Annotated in this window: 12 protein-coding genes and 1 pseudogene; 5 read left to right on the forward strand and 8 right to left on the reverse strand. The window is 74.1% G+C overall.

Annotated elements, in window-relative coordinates; all coding sequences use genetic code 11:
* Nucleotides 1-109: 109 nt before the first annotated feature.
* Nucleotides 110-3,067, reverse strand: coding sequence for a BTAD domain-containing putative transcriptional regulator (locus AB0O36_RS10380; protein ID WP_365106934.1), 2,958 nt, complete (start codon nt 3,065-3,067; stop codon nt 110-112).
* A gap of 311 nt (nt 3,068-3,378) precedes the next feature.
* The gene (locus AB0O36_RS10385; RefSeq protein WP_365106937.1) at nt 3,379-3,588 is read right to left on the reverse strand and encodes a hypothetical protein; all 210 of its coding nucleotides are present in this window, start codon (nt 3,586-3,588) and stop codon (nt 3,379-3,381) included.
* A 259-nt stretch (nt 3,589-3,847) separates the two neighbouring features.
* On the opposite strand from AB0O36_RS10385, the gene AB0O36_RS10390 reads away from it, so the two are divergent.
* Entirely contained in the window at nt 3,848-4,747 is a 900-nt protein-coding gene (locus tag AB0O36_RS10390; protein ID WP_365106939.1) for a 4'-phosphopantetheinyl transferase superfamily protein, read from the forward strand.
* Nucleotides 4,748-5,117: 370 nt separating this feature from the next.
* Here AB0O36_RS10390 and AB0O36_RS10395 read toward each other — a convergent pair whose 3' ends face one another.
* The 4 genes from AB0O36_RS10395 to AB0O36_RS10410 all read right to left on the reverse strand — a co-directional run bounded on the left by AB0O36_RS10395 (nt 5,118) and on the right by AB0O36_RS10410 (nt 10,246).
* Complete coding sequence (locus tag AB0O36_RS10395; protein WP_365106942.1) at nt 5,118-5,936, reverse strand: alpha/beta fold hydrolase; 819 nt, start codon at nt 5,934-5,936, stop codon at nt 5,118-5,120.
* A 6-nt stretch (nt 5,937-5,942) separates the two neighbouring features.
* A complete protein-coding gene (locus AB0O36_RS10400; protein WP_365106945.1) occupies nt 5,943-6,671 on the reverse strand; it encodes a sulfotransferase family protein in 729 nt (242 codons plus the stop codon).
* 462 nt (nt 6,672-7,133) lie between these two features.
* Complete coding sequence (gene pabB, locus AB0O36_RS10405) at nt 7,134-9,380, reverse strand: aminodeoxychorismate synthase component I (protein WP_365106948.1); 2,247 nt, start codon at nt 9,378-9,380, stop codon at nt 7,134-7,136.
* 59 nt (nt 9,381-9,439) lie between these two features.
* On the reverse strand, nt 9,440-10,246 hold the full coding sequence (locus tag AB0O36_RS10410) for a methyltransferase domain-containing protein (RefSeq protein ID WP_365106951.1): 807 nt from the start codon (nt 10,244-10,246) through the stop codon (nt 9,440-9,442).
* 295 nt (nt 10,247-10,541) lie between these two features.
* Between AB0O36_RS10410 and AB0O36_RS10415 the strand changes: the two genes are divergently transcribed.
* Complete coding sequence (locus AB0O36_RS10415; RefSeq protein WP_365106953.1) at nt 10,542-12,605, forward strand: helix-turn-helix domain-containing protein; 2,064 nt, start codon at nt 10,542-10,544, stop codon at nt 12,603-12,605.
* Here the strand turns inward: AB0O36_RS10415 and AB0O36_RS10420 are convergent.
* Together AB0O36_RS10420 and AB0O36_RS10425 are read right to left on the reverse strand one after the other, a co-directional pair.
* Nucleotides 12,578-14,065 (reverse strand): transposase, encoded by a 1,488-nt coding sequence (locus AB0O36_RS10420; RefSeq protein WP_365106955.1) that lies wholly within the window; start codon nt 14,063-14,065, stop codon nt 12,578-12,580. The two genes, AB0O36_RS10415 and AB0O36_RS10420, sit on opposite strands and share 28 nt — an antisense overlap.
* Nucleotides 14,066-14,261: 196 nt before the next feature.
* Nucleotides 14,262-14,690 (reverse strand): annotated as a pseudogene (locus tag AB0O36_RS10425) (phospholipase); the annotation flags it as partial.
* A gap of 240 nt (nt 14,691-14,930) precedes the next feature.
* Between AB0O36_RS10425 and AB0O36_RS10430 the strand changes: the two are divergent.
* From AB0O36_RS10430 to AB0O36_RS10440, 3 genes are all read left to right on the forward strand, one after another.
* Nucleotides 14,931-15,644 (forward strand): 4'-phosphopantetheinyl transferase superfamily protein, encoded by a 714-nt coding sequence (locus AB0O36_RS10430; RefSeq protein WP_365106957.1) that lies wholly within the window; start codon nt 14,931-14,933, stop codon nt 15,642-15,644.
* 86 nt (nt 15,645-15,730) lie between these two features.
* Nucleotides 15,731-16,939, forward strand: a complete 1,209-nt coding sequence (locus tag AB0O36_RS10435; protein ID WP_365106960.1) for a S8 family serine peptidase — start codon at nt 15,731-15,733, stop codon at nt 16,937-16,939.
* A gap of 220 nt (nt 16,940-17,159) precedes the next feature.
* Nucleotides 17,160-18,428 (forward strand): hypothetical protein, encoded by a 1,269-nt coding sequence (locus AB0O36_RS10440; RefSeq protein ID WP_365106963.1) that lies wholly within the window; start codon nt 17,160-17,162, stop codon nt 18,426-18,428.
* Nucleotides 18,429-18,550 lie beyond the last annotated feature (122 nt).

Raw genomic sequence — 18,550 nt, forward strand, 5'->3', positions numbered from 1 at the left:
GGTGGATCATGGCGGTGATCTGCCGGAGTCCCAAGGTGTCCAGGCCGGGGGCCCCTTCCCTGTGCGTTCCTGCCGTACGCGGTTCCTGCCGTACGCCGTTCCCCGCGCCTCAGCCGATCAGGGCGCCGAGTGCGTCGTCGGCCCGCCGGACCCACACCGGGGCGCCGACGGCGGTGAACCGCTCCCTGGCCGTGAGCACCAGGCCGCGTGCCCGGCCGGCTTCCCCGCGGCGCTGCCACACCGCGGCGAGCGCCAGCTGGATCTGGCCGGCGACCAGCGGGCTCTTGCCCTCCTCGGCGATGTCCAGGGCGTCCACCAGCGTGGTCTCCGCCGTGGCCAGCGAGCCCTTGGCGAGCCGCGCCTCACCCAGACCGAGCAGGGTGTGGGCCAGGCCGAGGGTGTCGTTCTGCTCCTTGACGATGCGCACCGCGCGGATGAAGGAGCTCTCGGCCTCGGCCGGGCTGCCCAGGGCCAGGTGCACCTGGCCCAGCCTGCACAGCGCCTGGGCGAGGTTGCGGGTGCTGCCCGAACCGGTGCTCTCCTCTACCCGGACCGCGTCCAGGGCGAACTGCCTGGCCTGCTCCGGCCGCCCCAGCTCCAGCTCGATCCCCGCCATGTTGTGCAGGCTGTGGGCCTCGCCGAGGTGGTCCCCCACCTCGCGGAAGACCGGGAGCGCCTCGCGGTGGCGGGTCATGGCCGTGTCGAGGTCCCCGCGCACCCGGTCGATCATGGCCATGCAGCGGAGGCTCATCGCCCGGCCCGCGGCGTCCTCGGCCTCCGTGTAGAACCGCAGTGCCTTCTCGAAGTGCGGCGCGGCGGCATCGAAGCTGCTGAGCATCTCCAGGGTGCCGAGGTTGTAGTGCATGGCCGCCTGGCCGAGCTCGTCACCGATGTCGTGCGCGGCCCGCAGGGCTTCCTGGCTGCAGTTGCGCCAGTCCTCCTTGTAGTTGCGCATCGAGAAGAAGGTCCCGGAGGAGGCGGTCAGGTCCCAGGCGACGTCGGCGCGTCCGGCCCGGGCCGCCTGCCGCACGGTGGCCACGATGCCGAGCCGCTCGGCCTCGTACCACTCCAGTGGCGCGGCGAGCAGTTCCTCCCGCAGGTAGGTGTCGACGCGCCGGCGCCGGACCGGGCCGTGGGTGACCGTGCTGTTGGGGAACAGCAGCTGGACGGCCTCCTCCGCCAGGGTGAGGAAGGTCCGCCAGAAGCGGTCGGCGGCGGCGTGCCGGTCCGGTTCCGACTCGTCGAGTTCCGCGCACTCGGAGGCGTAGAGGCGCAGCAGGCCGTTGAACCGGTAGCGGAGCTGGCCGGTGGCGTCCATGCTGACCACTTCGAGGAACTGGGCGTCGACCAGGTTCTCGATGAGCCGCTCGGCGTCGAGCACCTCGTTGTTGAGCAGCGCGGCCGCGGCCCAGGCCGTGAAGTCGGGTACCTCGATCAGCCCGAGCAGGCGGAAGAGCCTGGCCGAGTCCGAGGACAGGTAGCGGTAGCTGAGCGCGAAGCTGGCGCGGATCTGCGACTCGCCCTGGCTCAGCTCGTCCAGCCGGCGCCGCTCGTCGCTCAGCCGCGCCACCAGGAACTTCACCGGCCAGTGCGGCTTGGAGGCGAGCCTGGCCGCGGCGATCCGCAGGGCCAGGGGCAGGTGTTCGCAGAGCCGGGCCAGCCGGACGGCGTCGGCCCGGGCGGGGCCGATCCTGCGCTCGCCGACGATGGTCGTGAGCAGCCCCACGGACTCGGTCTCGGACAGCGGGCCCAGGTGGACGCGTGCCTGGGAGGGCCAGGCGACCAGCTGTTCCATCTGGTCGCGGCTGGTGACCACCACGCCGCACTTGCCGCTGCCCGGGAGCAGCGGCCGGAGCTGGGTGTAGCTGCGCGCGTTGTCGAGGACGATCAGGACCCTGCGGTCCGCCAGGACGCTGCGGTACAGCGAGATGCGGTCGTCCGGCTCGGCGGGGATCTGGTCGGCCGGTACGCCTAGGGCGCGCAGGAAGCGGCTCAGCACCTCGTGCGCCCTGGTCGGGTCGTGCTGCGGGTCGTAGCCGCGCAGGTCGGCGAAGAGCTGCCCGTCGGGGAAGTGCTCCGCGACCCGGAAGGCCCACCGGGTGGCCAGTCCGCTCTTGCCGATGCCGGCGGCTCCGGTGATCAGGCCGATGGCGGAGGAGCGGTCCTCCTCGGAAGCGCCGACCAGGCTGTCCAGTGCGCCGAGTTCGGCCTCACGGCCGGTGAATCCCGGTACGTCCGGCGGAAGTTCGGAGGGGATCGTACGGACGGGGGCGGCCGGGGCGCGCTCCGCGGCGGGCGCGGCGGCGGCGAGCGAGGGGTCGTCCCGCAGGATGGCGTCGTGCAGTTCCTGGAGGTCGGGGCCGGGCTCGATGCCGAGTTCGTCGATGAGGTGGCGGCGGGCCTCCCGGAAGGACTCCATGGCGTCCGCGCGCCGGCCGGACCGGTACTGGGCGAGCATCAGGTGGTGCCGGATGCGTTCGCGCAGGGGGTGGTCACGGACCCTGGCGACGAGTTCGGGGATGAGTTCCTGGTGCTGCCCGAGTTCGAGGTGGACCAGCGTGGAGTCGTCGTAGGCGTTGAGCCGGTGCTCCTCCAGGCGGTCGGACTCGTCGTCGATGACCTGGCCGCCCACGCCGGCGAAGGCGGTGCCGCGCCAGAGTCCCAGGGCCCGGGCGTAGTGGTGTGCGGATTCCTTGAGGCGTCCGTCCCCGGCGTGCGCCTCGGCCTCGTGGACCAGTGCGGCGAATTCGAGGGAATCGATCCGGTGGCCGTCGGTCCGGAGCAGGTATCCGGGATGTGCCGTGACGATGACGTCCTCGTCGACACCCGCGGCCTTGAAGATCTTCCGCAGGGCCGCGACGCAGATGGCCACCTGGGTACGGGCCGTGGTCGGCGGATTCATGTTCCAGACGGTCTCGACCATGGTGTCCACGGAAACGACGCGTCCGGGAGTGAGCAGCAGCAGCGCGAGAATCGTGCGCTGGCGTGCTCCGCCGAGCGATATGTCTTCGTCCCCCGCGCTGACTTCCAGTGGTCCGAGAACCTTGAAGCCGAGCTGTGTCCCCACCTCGCCCCCCGTCAATCTGCTTCCTGATTACGGCGGTCCCAATGTAGGTCACCAGCAGGGAAGTTCCATGCGGAAGAGAGCGGGGTCGTCACCTTCGGGGGGCGCCCGGACCGGTGGTCCACGGGCGGCTGCGGCGGGAACGGAGCGTTGTCCTCGAACATTCCCGCGGCGGGTGTGTCATGTGCGGTTCGCGATGGTGCCTGCCGGTAGCGGAATCAGTTGCTTCGGCTGTTTGTGAGGGCCGTTGGTGAAGGCCGCTCGTGAAGCTCTCCTGTGAAGGCCGTCGGCGAAGGCCCTTGGCCGGGCGCTCGTTACCAGGGGCCGTTGTCCTGCAGACCCGCCTGGCCGGCCGGGGCGCCCCACGGGCCGTTGTCCAGCAGGACGTTCTGCGAGGCGGCGGCCTTCGGCGCGCCCCACGGGCCGTTGTCGGCGGCGGCCAGGCCGGAGGAGGCGAAGACGGCGGTGCCGGCGACCACGGTGACGGCGAGGGACTTAACGGCGGCGGCGAGGGTCTTGTTCATGGTTTCCGTCTCCTTCTCGGTGGGCCGCTCGCCTCTCTGACCAGCGGCTTCTTCGTTCTGCCGAGAAAATTACGGAGCTGCTCTTTCACGCTGTTATCGCTTCCGGGCCGCCTTTCGATAACGGCGATAACGGCGTTGTCGGGGGGAGGGATAACCACCCCGGGGACGGAGGATTTCCGGCTACCTGGCCACCCCTGCCGAGGCGTTCACTCGTTCCAGCGGCAGACGCACTGCCGCGGTACGGAGGTGAATCCCTTCAATGACTGCATTCACTGGCGCCGGCACCCGGCCGGCGCACACCGAAGGCGCCACTGCACCGGAGCCCCGTGCGGAAGCACACGTCTGGTCCCTGCGTCCGCTGGAGCGGCCGCAGTCCTGGTTCGGACTGCTCGACAGCGCGGAGCTCACCCGTGTCCCGTCCTTCGCCCACGAGCTCGACCTCGCCCGGTTCGTCACCGGGCGGACCCTCGCCAAGACGGCGCTCGCCAGGATGGCGGGCACCGATCCGGAGGCCGTGAGCCTGCGCGCCCGCTGCCCGGGATGCGGCGGGCCGCACGGGAAGCCCCGGGTGGTCGGCCCGGCCGCGGGCTGGGAGCTGTCCATCACGCACTCGGGTGACGTCGTGGCGGTGGCCCTGACCCTCGGCGGGCCGCTGGGCATCGACGTGGAGCGCTGGGAGCCGTGGGCGGGCCCAGGTCTGCCCCCGGAGTACGACCTGGTGCTCACACCAGCCGAGCGGGCGGCCGTCGACCGGCTGCCCGAGGAGCGCCGGGCCCGGGCCGGACTGACCTACTGGACGCGCAAGGAGGCCGTCCTGAAGGCGACCGGTGAGGGGCTCAACACCCCGATGACGGACTTCACGCTGTCGGGGCCGGACGAGCCGCCGGAGCTGCTCCACTGGCACGGTCCGGACGCCGCCGGGAGACCGGTGCCGGCGCTGGCCGACCTCTCCCTGGACGGCGACTACCACGGCGCGGTGGCGGTCATCGGGGCCGGTTCGGTGCGGGCGACCGTACACAGCGGCCCGGATCTGCTGGCCCGGACCCGGAAGCCGGTCGTCCCGCGGGGCCGGTCTGAGCCGGTGCGAGTGATCGCGACGGAGCAGGCGCCACCGGCCCTGGCCGGAGCGGCCCGTTCCCTGTCGGGCGTGGTCCGCTGACCGGGGGACGACGGGGCCGGCCGCCGAACGGGCGGCCGGGAACGACCCGGCCGCGCCGGCCCCGTACCCGCTCCCCACCAGGCCCGGGGGACCCCGTCCCCCGACCGACCGGAGAACAGCGGGAGTCCAGCTGCTCCCCCGGACACCCTTGCGCGAGGCACACGGTGAGCACCTCGTACGGCCGTACGCCGGCCACGCCGCTTCCCGGACGCTGCGGGAGATCCCCACCAGGCCGGGTCCACGGCCGCCCCGACACGATCGCGGGCCGGTCCGTGGCAGAAGGAACAAGGAACGAGAACGGAACAGACCTGTGCCCGGCGGGCACACCCCACCGCCGGGCACAGGTCTGTTCCGCAGGGAACCGGTACGGCTAGCGCACGCTCCAGGCGTGGTGCAGGGCCGTCATCTCCTGCAGGTCGGCCGCGAGTTGCTCCAGGAAGGGGCCGGGCCGTTCGTGGAGGAAGAAGTGGCCGCCGGGGAACGCCCGGAAGGCCCTGCGGCCCTCGGTCTCGGCGCCGTCCCAGGGCCAGGCGTCGGTCTCCCCGACCAGCGGGTCCGACTCGCCCGTGTACACGCGCAGTTCGCAGGGCAGCGGAGCCTCCCGGCGCGGCACGTGCCGGGCCAGTATCTCCAGGTCGGCACGGAGCACCGGCAGGTAGAAGTCCAGGAACTCGGGATTGTGGCGGAGTTCGGGCGGCAGGCTCTGCGAGTGGTCGAGGAGGTCGAGCAGGTCCTCCTCGGTGCTGTCCGCGCCGGCCCGCCAGCGCGCCGGTGCGGGCCGGGTCGGCGCCTGGGCGGCCACCGAGACCAGTCCGCGGACGGGCCGCCCGCTGTAGTGGCGCAGGGCCAGGCACAGGTCCCAGCCGATCACCGCGCCCATGCTGTGGCCGAGGACGACCGTCGGCAGGGCGGGGTCCGGGAGCGACTCCAGGGCGGTGATCACACCGTCCACCACATCGGCCATCCGGGTGAGCGGTTCCTCCGTCAGCCGGCTGCCGTGGCCGGGGAGCTCAACGGCGAGCACCTCGGTCCCGGCGGGCAGCGACGCGGCCCATCCCCGGTAGAGGTGGGCGGCCCCGCCGGCCGGGGGCAGGCACAGCAGGCGCCTGCGGGCGGTGGCCTCGGTGGTGCGCGGGGCGTACCAGTGCTTCAGCCAGGCGGCCGGCCCCTCGGAGGTTCTGCCGTGCATCGGTGATCACGCTGCCTGTTCGAGTTCGAGGCGGTGGGCGCGCAGCCACTCGTAGTACGGCAGCTGGTCCTCGTAGAGCTCCGCCAGGTACGGGTTGTCGTGCACGGTCCCGGCCGCCGGGCGGAAGCCGCGGGCCGGGCCGGGCTCTCCGCCGGAGGTGCCGGCTGCCGGGTGCCGGGGCAGTCCGGTGCGGGCGGCACAGGCGGCGGCGACTGCGGTCGGCCGGTTCGCCAGGTCGTCCGCGTCCACCACCACGGGAACAGTACCCGAGGCCATCCGGGCCAGCTCGAAGATCTCCCAGCAGTGGCCGAAGCCGACCTCCTCGGAGGTGAGGTACGGGTTGTGGGGGTAGTGCGCGGCGATGACCTCGGCGGGGTCCCGGATGACGAACGTGTGCTGGATCCGGGCCGTGAAGCGGGGATCGGCGAGCAGGGCGGGGTGGCGCAGTCCGGTGGTGTCCGCGAAGTACACGGTCCGGGCGCCCGGGACGGCGGCGAGTTCCAGTACGCCGTCCAGCAGGGCGGTGTCGTCGGCGTAGGTGCGGCCGCGGTGGCTGAAGCTGCCGTCAGCGGCCCGCCTGTTGAACGGTTCGTCGAGGACGGTGACGTCTCCGCGCCCGCTCATGATCCGGGCCAGTGCGGTGGTCCGGCAGCCCGGCGGGCTCCAGGTGGCGATCACGGGCAGCCGGTCGTGCAGCACGTGGACCGTTCCGGGTTCGGCGGCGACATGGGCCATGTTCTTCTCCCCGCTGTCCGACAGGGCGGTGTCCGCCGTCGAACCAAGCAGCGCGGGACGGTCGCGGGCAACCGGCGGACGGGGCGGGCCGGGGACTTTGTCAGCTGCGGCGGACCCTGAGGGGCGGTGTGTCAGCTCCTGCGGCCCGGCCCGGGAACAGTGACACAGTCCGCCCGGCGTGCTGCCGCGGGCGCCGGGCGCCGCCCTATCGTCGTCACACAGGGTCCCCACAGTACGGACACAGGGTGGGCGCCCGTGCGGCTTCGCGCACGGTTTCCGGCACGGAAGGGCGTCCGATACGGCCGTCCGGTACACCACGCCGGGCACACCGCGTCGGGTACACCGCGTCGCATGCGGCAGGTCCGGTACGGCAGGCCGGGTACGCGGAAGGGGCCGCCGGCCGGGGCGGGAGCCCGGCCGGCGGCCCGGAGGGAAGGGAGCGGGAGGGAAGGAGAAGGGGGTTCAGCGTGCGGCGGTCACGGACACCATCGGTGTCTCCGCCCCGGTCCGGCCGGGGAAGCCGCCCGTGGTGAGCCCCAGCAGCGGGGCGGACTTCACCGCGGTCTCCTCGAACTCGGCGGCGGGGTCGGACAGGGCGACGATCGCCCCGCCGATGCCGTAGCGGGCCCGCCCGGGGGTGAGCACCAGGGTGCGGATGACGATGGACAGGTCGGCGGCGCCGGAGAGCGAGAGGTAGCCGATGGCGCCGGCGTAGATGCCGCGCGGGCCGGCCTCCAGCCGGTCGATCAGCTGCATCGTGCGGATCTTGGGGGCGCCGGTCATGGAGCCGCCGGGGAAGGCCGCCCGGACGCAGTCCACGGCGCTCAGTCCGGCCCGCAGCCGGGCCGTGACGGTGGAGACGAGCTGGTGGACGGTGGCGTAGGTCTCGACCCGGAAGATGTCCTCGGCCTCGACGCTGCCGGGCTCGGCGCAGCGGCCCAGGTCGTTGCGGACCAGGTCGACGATCATCAGGTTCTCGGCGCGGTCCTTCTCGCAGGAGGCGAGTTCGCTGCGGATCGCGGCGTCCTCGGCGGGGGTGGCGCCGCGCGGACGGGTTCCCTTGATGGGCCGGGACTCGGCGATGCCGTCGGCACCCACCCGCAGGAACCGCTCGGGTGAGGTGCTCAGCACCTGGGTCCGGCCGAACTGGAGCAGTGCGGCGAACGGCGCGGGGTGGCTGCGGCGCAGGGCCCGGTACGTCTCCCAGGGGTCGGGGTCGCCGTCCGCCTCGGCCAGGTTGGTCAGGCAGACCTCGTACGTCTCCCCGGCGGCGATCTCGTCCTGGCACTCCTCGATGAGCCCGAGGTAGGCGTCGCGGTCGTGGCGCAGCCGGAGTCCGGTGAGCGGGGCCTGCGGTGCGGGCGCGGGCAGCGGCACCGGCGCGGTGTCGCGCAGGGTGCGGGCGGTCCGGTCGAGCCAGGCGCGGGCGGGACCCTCCTCGCCGTCCTCGGCGAGGGCGAGCAGGTAGGTGGTCCCGGTGTGGTGGTCGAGCACCGCCGCCCGGTCGGCGAAGACCATCACGGCATCGGGGTCCTCGGCGCGGTGGCGGGCCTCGCCGCCGCACTGGGCCTTGAGCTCGTAGCCGAGGTAGCCGACCCAGCCGAGCGCGAAGTCGAAGGGCAGGGCGGGCACGTCGGTGCGGCAGGACCGCAGGTCGCGGTCGATCCAGTCGAGGAAGTCCTCGGCGACGAGCCGCTCGGGCACCCCTCCGGCCGAGGAGACCGAGACGGTGCCGCTGGTGACGTCGGCCATGGCGATACGGGCGAGCGGGCCGGCCGCGTTGCCGAGGTAGGAGAACCGGCCCTCGGGCCCGCCGCTGCGGCTGCTGTCGAGCCAGAAGCCGTGCGGGCCGGAGCGGAACAGCCGGTCGTAGACGCTCTCGTCGTCCCAGCGGGTGGTGAGGATGTCGGCGAGCACCCGGAGCCGGCGGACGGGCGCGGGAGCGGCCGGGGAGGAGCCGCCGGCCGGGGCCGCGGCCGTGAGGGGGCCGGCCGCGGCGGAGGGGTCGGCGCCACGGGCGGAGAGCTCCGGGATACGGGCGGAGAGGTCCGCGCCACGGGCGGGGAGTTCTGCGCCGCGGGCGGAGAGGTCCGGGACCTGCGGGGCGTCCTGGCCGGCGTGGGTCCGGCCGTGGTGCTCCAGGACCAGCCGCCGGAAGTTGGCGATGAGTTCGCGGCCATGGGTGGTCGAGATCGACTCGGGGTGGAACTGCAGGCCCCAGCGGGGCAGGGTGCGGTGCCGCATGCCCATCACGACGCCGTCCGTGCTCCAGGCGGTGGCCTCCAGCTCGGCGGGCAGGTCGGTGACGGCCAGCGAGTGGTAGCGGACCACCTCGAAGGGGGAGGGCAGTCCGGCGAAGAGTCCGCTGCCGTCGTGGATCACCGGCGAGGTGCGGCCGTGGCGCGGTTCGGGGGCGCGGACCACCCGGCCGCCGTGGGCGTGGGCCAGCCCCTGGTGCCCCAGGCAGATGCCGAGGAGGGGGAGTTCGGACCGCTCCAGGACGTCGCGGCAGATTCCGAAGTCGGCGGCTCTTTCCGGGGTTCCCGGTCCTGGCGACAGGACGACGGCGTCGAAGCCGTCGAACAGGCCCGGCCGCCAGGTCACCGCGTCGTTGCGCAGGACCACGGGCTCGGTCCCGGTGACCTCGGTGATCTGGTGGAAGAGGTTGTAGGTGAAGGAGTCGTAATTGTCGACGAGCACGGTGCGCACGGAAGCAGTCCTCGCGGTGTAGGGGCGTAAGAGCTGTGAGGGGTGTGCGGACGGCGGGTTCATCGGGCTGCGGGCACGATCGCCAGCAGCATGTGGTCCACGGGGGTGCCGGCCTCGTGGACCTGACGGGTGACCAGGGTGATCAGTCGGCGGTCCTGCTCCGCGGCCAGCCGCTTGAGCAGCGGCAGGTCCCCGCGGGAGCTGAAGTGGAGCAGCGCCGAGCCGGTGGGGGTGAGCCGGTCGCAGACCTCGCCCAGGTACCGGCGGTGCACGCGGTACCCGGGGTCCACGTACGCCTTGTCGTGCTCCGAGGCGTAGCGGTGCCCGGCCGGCGCCAGGACGTAGTTGGAGCTGAAGAAGACCAGGTCGAAGCGCTCCTCGGGGTCGAGGGCGGAGAACAGGTCGCTGTGTACGGCGCGCACCCGGCCGGAGACGCCGTGGCGGGCGGCGTTCAGTGCGGCGTTGGCCACGGCGTGCGGGTTGACGTCCGCGGCGACCACGCGTTCGCAGCCGGCCAGCGCGCCCATCACGGAGATCACCCCGGTTCCGCAGCCGATCTCCAGCATGGAGCCCGTGCGGGGGGTCTCCACGTGCTCGGTCCAGCCGAGGAAGTCCAGGGCCACGGAGGTGGTGGGCGAGAAGACCGGTGCGAAGACCTCGTCGAGCAGGTCCCAGGTGCGGCCGCGCAGTTCGAAGCTGCGGGGCCGGTCGGCGCGGGTGCGGGACATGTCGCTGCGGGCCAGTGAGCGCTCGTAGTCGCGCACTTCGGCACCGGCACCGGCGAGGACGGCGGCGCCGCCGGTGCGTTCCGCAGTGGAGTCGGTGCGTCGCGCATCGACAGCCGGGGTGACGGTGGCCTGAGACATGTTTCCCCCTTGTGGAATGTCACTCGAGTGGTGGTCGAGTCAGCACGCCTGGAAGTCTGCTTCGGCCGGGGGTGCGGGCAGAAGGTGAGCCCTCCACACATCGACGGCCCCAGGGTGGTGTTCCCGCCACTGCCCGTAGGCGCGAAACGGACCAATCGGGCACAAAACTCCTGGCAGACGGAATCTTCAAGTCCTCTTTACTGACGGAGCATTGACAATTGACCCTGGTGGCGGGCGTCGCCTAGATTCCTCGCGCGGTTGTGCACCACACACCCCACACGTGAGGAACAACCCCATGGCATTACAGGAACAGCCGATTCTGCGCGTGCTCGAACTCCTCGCCCGCGAAGCCCCGGCAGCCGCGTACGAGGAGCTCCTCGCCCCGGCCGGAGCACCGGAGGCGCGCCCGGCCGAACGGGAACGGCTCGCGGAGGCACTGCGCCTGGCCGCCGCCGTCCGCGGCCACATCGACCGACGGCAGGAACGCGAGGCCGCGCTCTCCGCCCTGGTGGACACCGCCCACGACCTGACCCTGCCGTACGACCTGGACGCGCTGCTCCGGGTGATCGCCCGCCGGGCCCGGCTGCTCCTCAACCTGGACATGGCCTACATCAGCTTCCACGACGAGGAGTCCGGGGACAGCTACGTCCGCACCGCGGACGGCCACGCCAGTTCGCTGACCATGGGGTTCCGCGTGCCCATCGGCTCCGGCCTGGGCAGTTCGGTCCGGTCGGGCAGTGCCCCGTTCTGGAGCCCGGACTATCTGGAGGACCCGCGGGTCGCCCACCACAGCCTCATCGACGACGTGGTCCGCGCCGAGGGGCTGCGCGCCATCCTCGCCGTCCCGCTGCGGAGCCGGGACTCCGCGCTGGGCGTGCTCTACGCCGCCGACCGCACGGTCCGGCACTTCACCCCGGACGAGATATCCCTGATGGCCTCGCTCGCCGACCTCGCCTCCGTGGCCATCGAGAAGACCCGGGAGCTCGGCCGGGCCCGGGCCGAGATCGCCGCCCTCGAACGGTCCGCCTCCCGGACCCGGTCCGACCTGCTCTCGGTGCGGCGCGCCAACGAGGTGCACGCCCGGATGACCGACCTGCTGCTGGCCGGCGGTGACCTGTCCGGCCTGCTCGCGCTGGCCACCGGTGTCCTCGGCGGCACGGCGGCGGTGCTCGAACCCGACGGACGGGTGCTCGCGTCCACCGGCCCGCTGCCCGAGGAGCTGCCCGGCACCGAGGAGACCGCGCGGGCGGTGCTGGAGACCCATGCGGCCCGCCGCCCGGTCGAGTTCTCCCCGGGCGCCTGGCTCGCACCGGTCGCCGCGGGCGGCGAGTACCTCGGCTGCGTGCTGGTGCACCCGGCGGAGCCGCTGTCCGACAGCGGGCTGCGGCTGCTGCGGCTCACCGCGGGCACCACCGGGGTGCTGATGCTGATGCAGCGCAACACGGCCGTCGCCGAGAGCCAGGTCCGCGAGGAGTTCTTCGACGACCTGCTGACCGTGCCCGGACGGCCCCCGGCCCAGCTGCGGGACCGTGCCCGGCGGCTCGGGCTCGACCTGGAGGCCCCGTACGCGGTGGCGGTGATCCGCCCCGAGGGCGGCTCGCTGGGCCGGGCCGTGGTCTGGGCCTCCTCGTACGCGCTGCGCGCCGGCGGCCTGTCCAACGTGCGCGGCGGCTGCCTGACCCTGCTGCTGCCCTCGCGGAACCCCGGCGAGACGGCCCGGCGGGTCTCCGACGAGCTGACCCCGCTGCTCGGCCACCCGGTGACGGTCGGCGCCGCCGGTCCCACCGCGGGCCCGGCCGACATCGCGCCCACCCATGCCGAGGCGCTCCGCTGCCTGGGCGCCCTGACCTCGCTGGGCAGCAGCGGATCCTCCGCCGCCGCCAGCGAACTCGGTTTCCTGGGACTGCTGCTGGGCGACAACCACAGCGTCGACCGGTACGTCGAGGACACCATCGGGCCGGTCCTCGACTACGACACCCAGCGGTACACCACCCTGGTGCACACGCTGGAGTCGTACTTCGAGTCGGGCAGCAGCCCCACCCATGCCGCGGAGGCCCTGCACGTCCACCCCAACACGGTCTCCCGCCGGCTGGAGCGGATCACCGCCCTGCTCGGCGAGGACTGGCAGGAGCCCGCCCGCGCCCTGGAGGTGCAGCTCGCGCTGCGGCTGCACCGCACCCGCCGGACACTGCGGGCCGAGGCACCGCCGGCCGGACTGCGGGACCCCGACGGCGCCGGAGCGTCCGCGGCCGGCGGGGCGGGCGGGGCGCTCACCGACCCGTTCGGGGCGGGCGGGTTCGGGGCCGGCTCCGGCCCCGGCTCCGCCGGGCCTCACGCCGACCGTCTGCGCGCTCCGTAGACCGGCGTCCCGCCCGTGGCCCGGGCCGCGGCCGGGCGGGCGACGGCGGGACGGGCCGCCTCGTCCGCGGCCCGTGCGGCGGTGCGCCCTGCGGGGCGGTGGCCCGCCGCGGGACGGGCCGGCGCCGGGTGACCGGTCCCGGTGTGGCCCGCGCCGGGGTGTCCGGCCGGCGGGAACCCGGCCGACGGGTGTCCCCCGGCCCTCGGGAACCCCGCCAGCGGGAAGCCGGCCGCCCGGCCCGTACGGCGGTCCGTGCCGGGGTCGGCGCCGAAGTCCGCATCGAAGCCGGCGGCGAAGTCCGGTGCCGGGCGCGGCACGAGGCCGTCGTACCGGCTCCGCACCCCTTCCAGGACGCGTACGGCGTGCGCGGCCGAGGCCAGCGTGATGTGCCGGTGCCAGCCCGGGAACGAGCGCCCCTCAAAGTCCCGCATGCCCACCCGGTCCGATATCCCGGCGAACTCCACGTCCACCCGGCGGGAGAGTTCCGCCAGCCGCAGCAGCCCGGCCGGCGGCAGCCCGACCATGTCCGTCAGCCAGAACCGGTCCGGGCGGCGGCGCGGATCGACCCACTCCGCGACCAGCCGCAGCGGGCGGGCGCCACGGCCCTGCGGCACGGTCGCCACCTGCACCGAGGCGACGAACACGGTCCGCGCCGAGCCGTCCGCGCCATCGGCGTACCGGACCGGCCGGCGGAGCATCCGGGCCGTCTCCATCACCGCGCCGGCGCGCACCTGCGCCCGGCCCGTCCCCGGCAGGTGGGGGTCGGTCACCATCACCGGCGTCCCGGCCCCGATCCGCATCAGGAAGGGCGTCCGGGCGGCTGCGAACCGCCGCGGCAGGGTCTCCGGACCGCCCTCCACCGCATCCAGGACCACCGGCAGCCGGCGCATCGGCAGCGCCTCGGTGACGTCCAGCACGGCGGCGGCAGCGCAGTCGGCGAGGGTGCTCTCCTCGGGCAGGTGCAGCGACCAGCCGACCGGCGCGCCCGCCTCGACCCCGGCGGCCCAGGCGCCGAACGCCTGCTGCCCGTTGACCATCTGGCCCAGCCTGGCGTCGTAGCGGCGGTCCACACCGACCGTGTGCGCCCCGGACTTGGGGATGACCATGGGCTTCACCACCCACGCCTGGAGCCCCAGGGTCCGCTCCAGCTCGACGGCCAAGGCCTCCCGTACGGCCTGCCAGTTCCAGGGCGAGCAGCTGATGAAGTGGTGGAGGCTCTGCTCGCCGGCCGCCATCCCGGCGTGCGCGGCGATGCTCCGCATGGACTTGCGGCCGGGGGCCGTCAGCAGTCCGCGGACGTACAGTTCGGCCTTGCGCCGCTGGTCCGCCCGCGGCAGGGATTCGAAGACCGCGGCGCACAGGTCCGCGACCGCGTCTCTGGTGCCGGCCCCCGTCCCCGCTCCCGCTCCGGCCTCCCGGCGCGGCGGCTGCATGACCTCCATCAGTCGTGAGCTGCCCATGGTCCCCCGCCTCTTCCCGTAGTCCTCCAGGTCTCCCCCAGCTTGGCCCCGGGAACCCCCCGGCCACGAGAGCCGCCGGGCACACTCCTGACCCCGGGGGGTGGTGGCCCCACCACCTCCCCACGGGCGTACGGCCGGTGATCGGGCGTCCGTACGGCCCCCGGGGTGTGGCCGGACCACCACCACCTGACCGGATTCAGACCCCCCGGTCCGTTGCGGGCCCGGCGTGGCCGGCGGACCCGGCGGCCACGCCGAAGGCCCTGACGGCGCGGTAGTACGTCCAGGCCGTGCCCTCGCAGGAGATCCGCCTCGCCGTGCCGTAGCGGGCGCAGACCCGGCGCAGGTCGGCGTGGAAGGCCTCGTCGAGGCGGGGCTTGGCGGCGGAGAAGGCGTCCGCACCGGACCTGCGGTAGTTGCGGTAGCCGAAGTCGTGGCGGGCGCAGGCCAGGGTGAACGGGAAGCCGAAGGGGTTGTCCGGCGAGGTGGTGCAGTAGTCGGTCGACCAGTCGAACCCGTACGCCTCCCACCGGTCCCGGTCGGCGCGCGCGGCCGCCCAGGCATCGTGGCTGGCAGGGCCGACCTGCGTCCAACTGCCCAGCACCACGGGCTTGTCGGCGGGTACGGCTGCAGGGACGGCGGCGGGGGCGGGCCCCGCCGCGGCGAACACGAGGGCGACGGCCACCGCCCCGGCTCGACGGATCATCGTTTTCCTCCGGAACATCGGGAGACACGGTCACCGGGCCCGGGGGCCCTGCCCGGAGAACGACCGGCCCCGGCGGGTGGTGGTGGCGTCACCACCCCGCCCCCACCGGTGCGTTGCCCCGTTCGCGGCTGCGCCGGACGGTTCCTCTCGTACTCTCGTCAGGTGATCGAGTACGTGAACCAGCTCGGCCCCGACGCCCCCGGGACGGGCCCTTCCCCCGGCGGCCCGGCCGTGTCCGTCTGGTACCTGGACACCACGCTCGCCGTGGTCGGCGGCGTCGACCTCGCCGACGCGGCCTCCGTCCTGGACGGGACCGAGCTCGCCCGCGCGGAGCGGCTGGTGCGCCCGGGGCACCGCCAGCGGTTCCTCGCCTCGCACCTCGGCCTGCGGGTGCTGCTCGGCCGGTACCTGGGGGTGCCGCCGCGGGAGGTCGGGCTGGACCGGGAGGACTGCCACGGCTGCGGCGGGCCGCACGGCCGCCCGGTCGTGGCCGGCGGCACCGGGCCGCACTTCTCGCTCTCGCACAGCGAGGACACCGCCTGCATCGCCCTCGCCGGGGTGCCGGTCGGGGTGGACGTGGAGGCGCTCCCCAAGCCGGCCGCGGTGCACGACGTCCTGCACTCGCTGCACCCGCGGGAGACCGCCGAGCTGACCGCCCTGCCGGAGCCGGACCGGCCGGCGGCACTGGGCCGGATCTGGTCCCGCAAGGAGGCGTGCCTGAAGGCCACCGGGGCCGGGCTGACCGGGGGCCTGGCAGAGCCGTACGTCGGCTCGGCCCCCGACCCGGCCGCCGTTCCGGGCTGGACCCTGAGCGACCTCCCGGCCCCGCCCGGCTATTTCGCGGCCCTGGCCGTGGCGGCGGCCGGGACGGGGTAGGCAGCGCGCCCGCTCCGGGGGCGTGTCGTGCGTCCGGTCGGCGCACCCTCCGTGCGGCCCGTCCGGGGCTCCCCGAGCATCGCCGCATGACCATGACCCCGTTCACCGTCCTGCTGCCCGCCGCCGCCCTGCTGACGGCCGCGGCCGCCCTCCCCGTCACCCCCGCCGGCACCGGCGCCCGTACGCCCGGACCCCAGGTCCCGCCGCGGCAGGACTACGTCGTCGTCCTCAAGGACACCGGCCCGCGCGCCCTCGCCCGCGCCCTGGCCGCCGAGGCGGCCGAGGCCGGGGACGAGGTCCGCGCCGTCTACGGAGCCGCGCTCGACGGTTTCGCCGTACGCACCTCGGAGGAACGCGCCGGGGAACTGGCCGCCGATCCGAGGGTCGCCCGGGTGGAGCGGGACTCCCTGTTCCGGATCTCCGACACCCAGCCGGCGGCGCCGTGGCACCTGGACCGGATCGACCAGCGCGCCCTCCCCCTCGACGGCTCCTACGCGTACGGCGGGACGGGCGCCGGGGTCACCGTGTACGTGCTGGACACCGGCATCGACACCGGGCACGAGGAGTTCGGCGGCCGGGCCGTGGCCGGGCACAACGCGGTGCGGTCCGAGGGCCCGGGCGACTGCAACGGCCACGGCACCCATGTCGCGGCGACCGCGGGCGGGGCCTCGTACGGCGTGGCCAAGGGGGTCCGGCTGGTCTCGGTGAAGGTGGCCGACTGCAACGGCGACGCCCGCATGTCCGCCGTCCTCTCGGGCGTGGACTGGGTGGTCCGGCGGCAGGCGCTCGCCCGGCCCGCCGGCCCCGCGGTGGCGAACATCAGCCTGGGCGGCGGGCGCAGCATGGCGATGGACTCGGCCGTACGGCGGGCCGTGCGCCGGGGCATCACCGTCACCGTCGCCGCGGGCAACGAGAACGGCAGCGCCTGCCGGTCCTCGCCCGGGTCCGTCGCCGAGGCGGTGACGGTGGGCGCCAGCGACGCCCTGGACCGGCGAGCGCCCTTCTCCAACCAGGGCTCCTGCGTGGACGTGTTCGCGCCCGGTACGGCGGTGGTCTCGGCCTGGCCGGGCTCCCCCAAGGCGAGCCGGGCCATGTCGGGCACCTCGATGGCCGCCCCGCAGGCGGCCGGTGCGGCGGCCCTGGTCCTGGCGGCCCGTCCGGCGGCCACCCCGCGCGAGGTGGGCGCGGCGATCGTCGCGGAGGCGGTGCCGGGCCGGCTCACGGGCCTCTCCTCGAACACGGCCAACCGGCTGCTCCAGGTGCCGGGCGGCGCCCCGGCCGCACCCGTCCGCTGACCCGGCGGCGCTCCGCCACGGGGTGGACGGGGAACCGCACCTGATGGGACATCAATTTCTGTGTGCTTCGGACGAAAGGAATGCATTGACTTCTCGTGACGGCGACGCGTCAATGTCGGCCACCGCACCGGCTCGGCCTCCCCCGCACAGCGGGTGGGGGGAGGGTTCGTCATGACGAAGGAGTCGCGACCCAGTGAGTACGAGAACGTTCCGACGAAGAGTGCTGGCCGGGGCGGGGGCCCTCACCCTGGCCCTGACGGGTGGCATGGCGGGCCTGGCGGGGACGGCACAGGCCGCGGTCAAGACCACCCCCGTGTACGTGAAGTGCGACGCGCCGGCTCCCCAGCCGGACGCCGAGGGCAACCAGGACTTCACCGTCACCCTGCCGGACGGCGCCAAGGCCGGCGACACCGTACCGATCACCATCGACCCGGGCCTCTCGCCGATCGTGCCGATGTTCACCATCGACACGGTCAACACCATGAAGGCGAAGCTGTTCGTCGGCGGGCAGGCGCAGACGGTCACCAGCGCGGCGATCCCCTCGCACCAGGAGGGCGGTGTCAAGGCCGACCCGCCCGCGTTCAGCGGGACGATCAAGATCCCGGACGGCACCGAGGGCACCACCGTGCAGGTGACGCTCGACCAGTTCGTCACCGACGCGGACATCGGCGGCACCGTCTACACCACCAGCTGCACCCCGTCCCCGCGGCCGAGCGCCCCGGTCGGTTCGGTCGCCGTGGCCGCGCTGCCCAAGGAGCCGGTCACCACGAAGATCACCCCCAACAGCGGCAAGGCCGGCACGGTCGTCGCGGTCACCGGCGCCAACTTCCCGGCGGGCCCGGTCACCTGTTCCGCCTCGCTGGCCGGTACGGCCACCGGTGACACCGGCACCGGCAGCGCGGACGCCTCCGGTGCGGCCACCTGCAGCCTGACCGTCACCAAGAAGGCCGACGCCATCAGGATCGACGGCTCCACGGGGGCCGCGAAGGCGTTCGTCTTCGTCGAGGACCAGCCGGGCGTGAAGAACCCGGTGGACGTCGAGGTGCTGCCCGGCCCGCTGGCCATCGGCCCGAAGGACGGGTTCCCGGCCTCCGACTGGGGCAAGGTGACCATCAACGGCAAGTCGCAGTCGGTCGTGGGCCAGTTCAACGCGGTCACCGTGCAGGACTTCCGCGGCGGCAGCCTCGGCTGGGACGTCACCGCGACCCGTACGCCGTTCCTGAACGAGGCCACCGGCCATTCGATGGCCAAGGCGCAGATCGGCATCCAGCCGTCCTGCACCGTCACCAACCCGGACAGCCCGAGCACCTGCACCGCGGGCGCCCCCGGGGCGATCACGGACTCCCCGATGAAGGTGGCCTCCCAGGCCGCCGGCGGGGACCAGCTGACCGGCGGCGAGTTCTCCGTCGGCGGCGCCGGGATGATCCAGCTCCCGCCGTTCGCGTTCGCCGACACCTACCAGTCGGTCGTGACCTTCTCGGTCGCCTGATCCGATCCGGTACCCGGGTGGTGGGGGGGGGGGGGGGCCCCCCCCCCCCCCCCCGGGCCCCGCCCCCCCGGGGCCCCCCCCCGCCCCCCCCCCCCCCCCCCCCCAACGCGCCCCCCCCCCAC

Origin of the sequence: Streptomyces sp. NPDC089799, from assembly GCF_040684755.1 — a bacterium.
Taxonomy (GTDB): Bacteria; Actinomycetota; Actinomycetes; order Streptomycetales; family Streptomycetaceae; genus Streptomyces.

Coding starts and splice junctions, on each gene's coding strand:
- AB0O36_RS10385 (WP_365106937.1), bottom strand. CDS start 3,588: ATGAACAAGACCCTCGCCGCCGCCGTTAAGTCCCTCGCCGTCACCGTG.
- AB0O36_RS10390 (WP_365106939.1), top strand. CDS start 3,848: ATGACTGCATTCACTGGCGCCGGCACCCGGCCGGCGCACACCGAAGGC.
- AB0O36_RS10395 (WP_365106942.1), bottom strand. CDS start 5,936: ATGCACGGCAGAACCTCCGAGGGGCCGGCCGCCTGGCTGAAGCACTGG.
- AB0O36_RS10400 (WP_365106945.1), bottom strand. CDS start 6,671: ATGGCCCATGTCGCCGCCGAACCCGGAACGGTCCACGTGCTGCACGAC.
- AB0O36_RS10410 (WP_365106951.1), bottom strand. CDS start 10,246: ATGTCTCAGGCCACCGTCACCCCGGCTGTCGATGCGCGACGCACCGAC.
- AB0O36_RS10415 (WP_365106953.1), top strand. CDS start 10,542: ATGGCATTACAGGAACAGCCGATTCTGCGCGTGCTCGAACTCCTCGCC.
- AB0O36_RS10420 (WP_365106955.1), bottom strand. CDS start 14,065: ATGGGCAGCTCACGACTGATGGAGGTCATGCAGCCGCCGCGCCGGGAG.
- AB0O36_RS10435 (WP_365106960.1), top strand. CDS start 15,731: ATGACCATGACCCCGTTCACCGTCCTGCTGCCCGCCGCCGCCCTGCTG.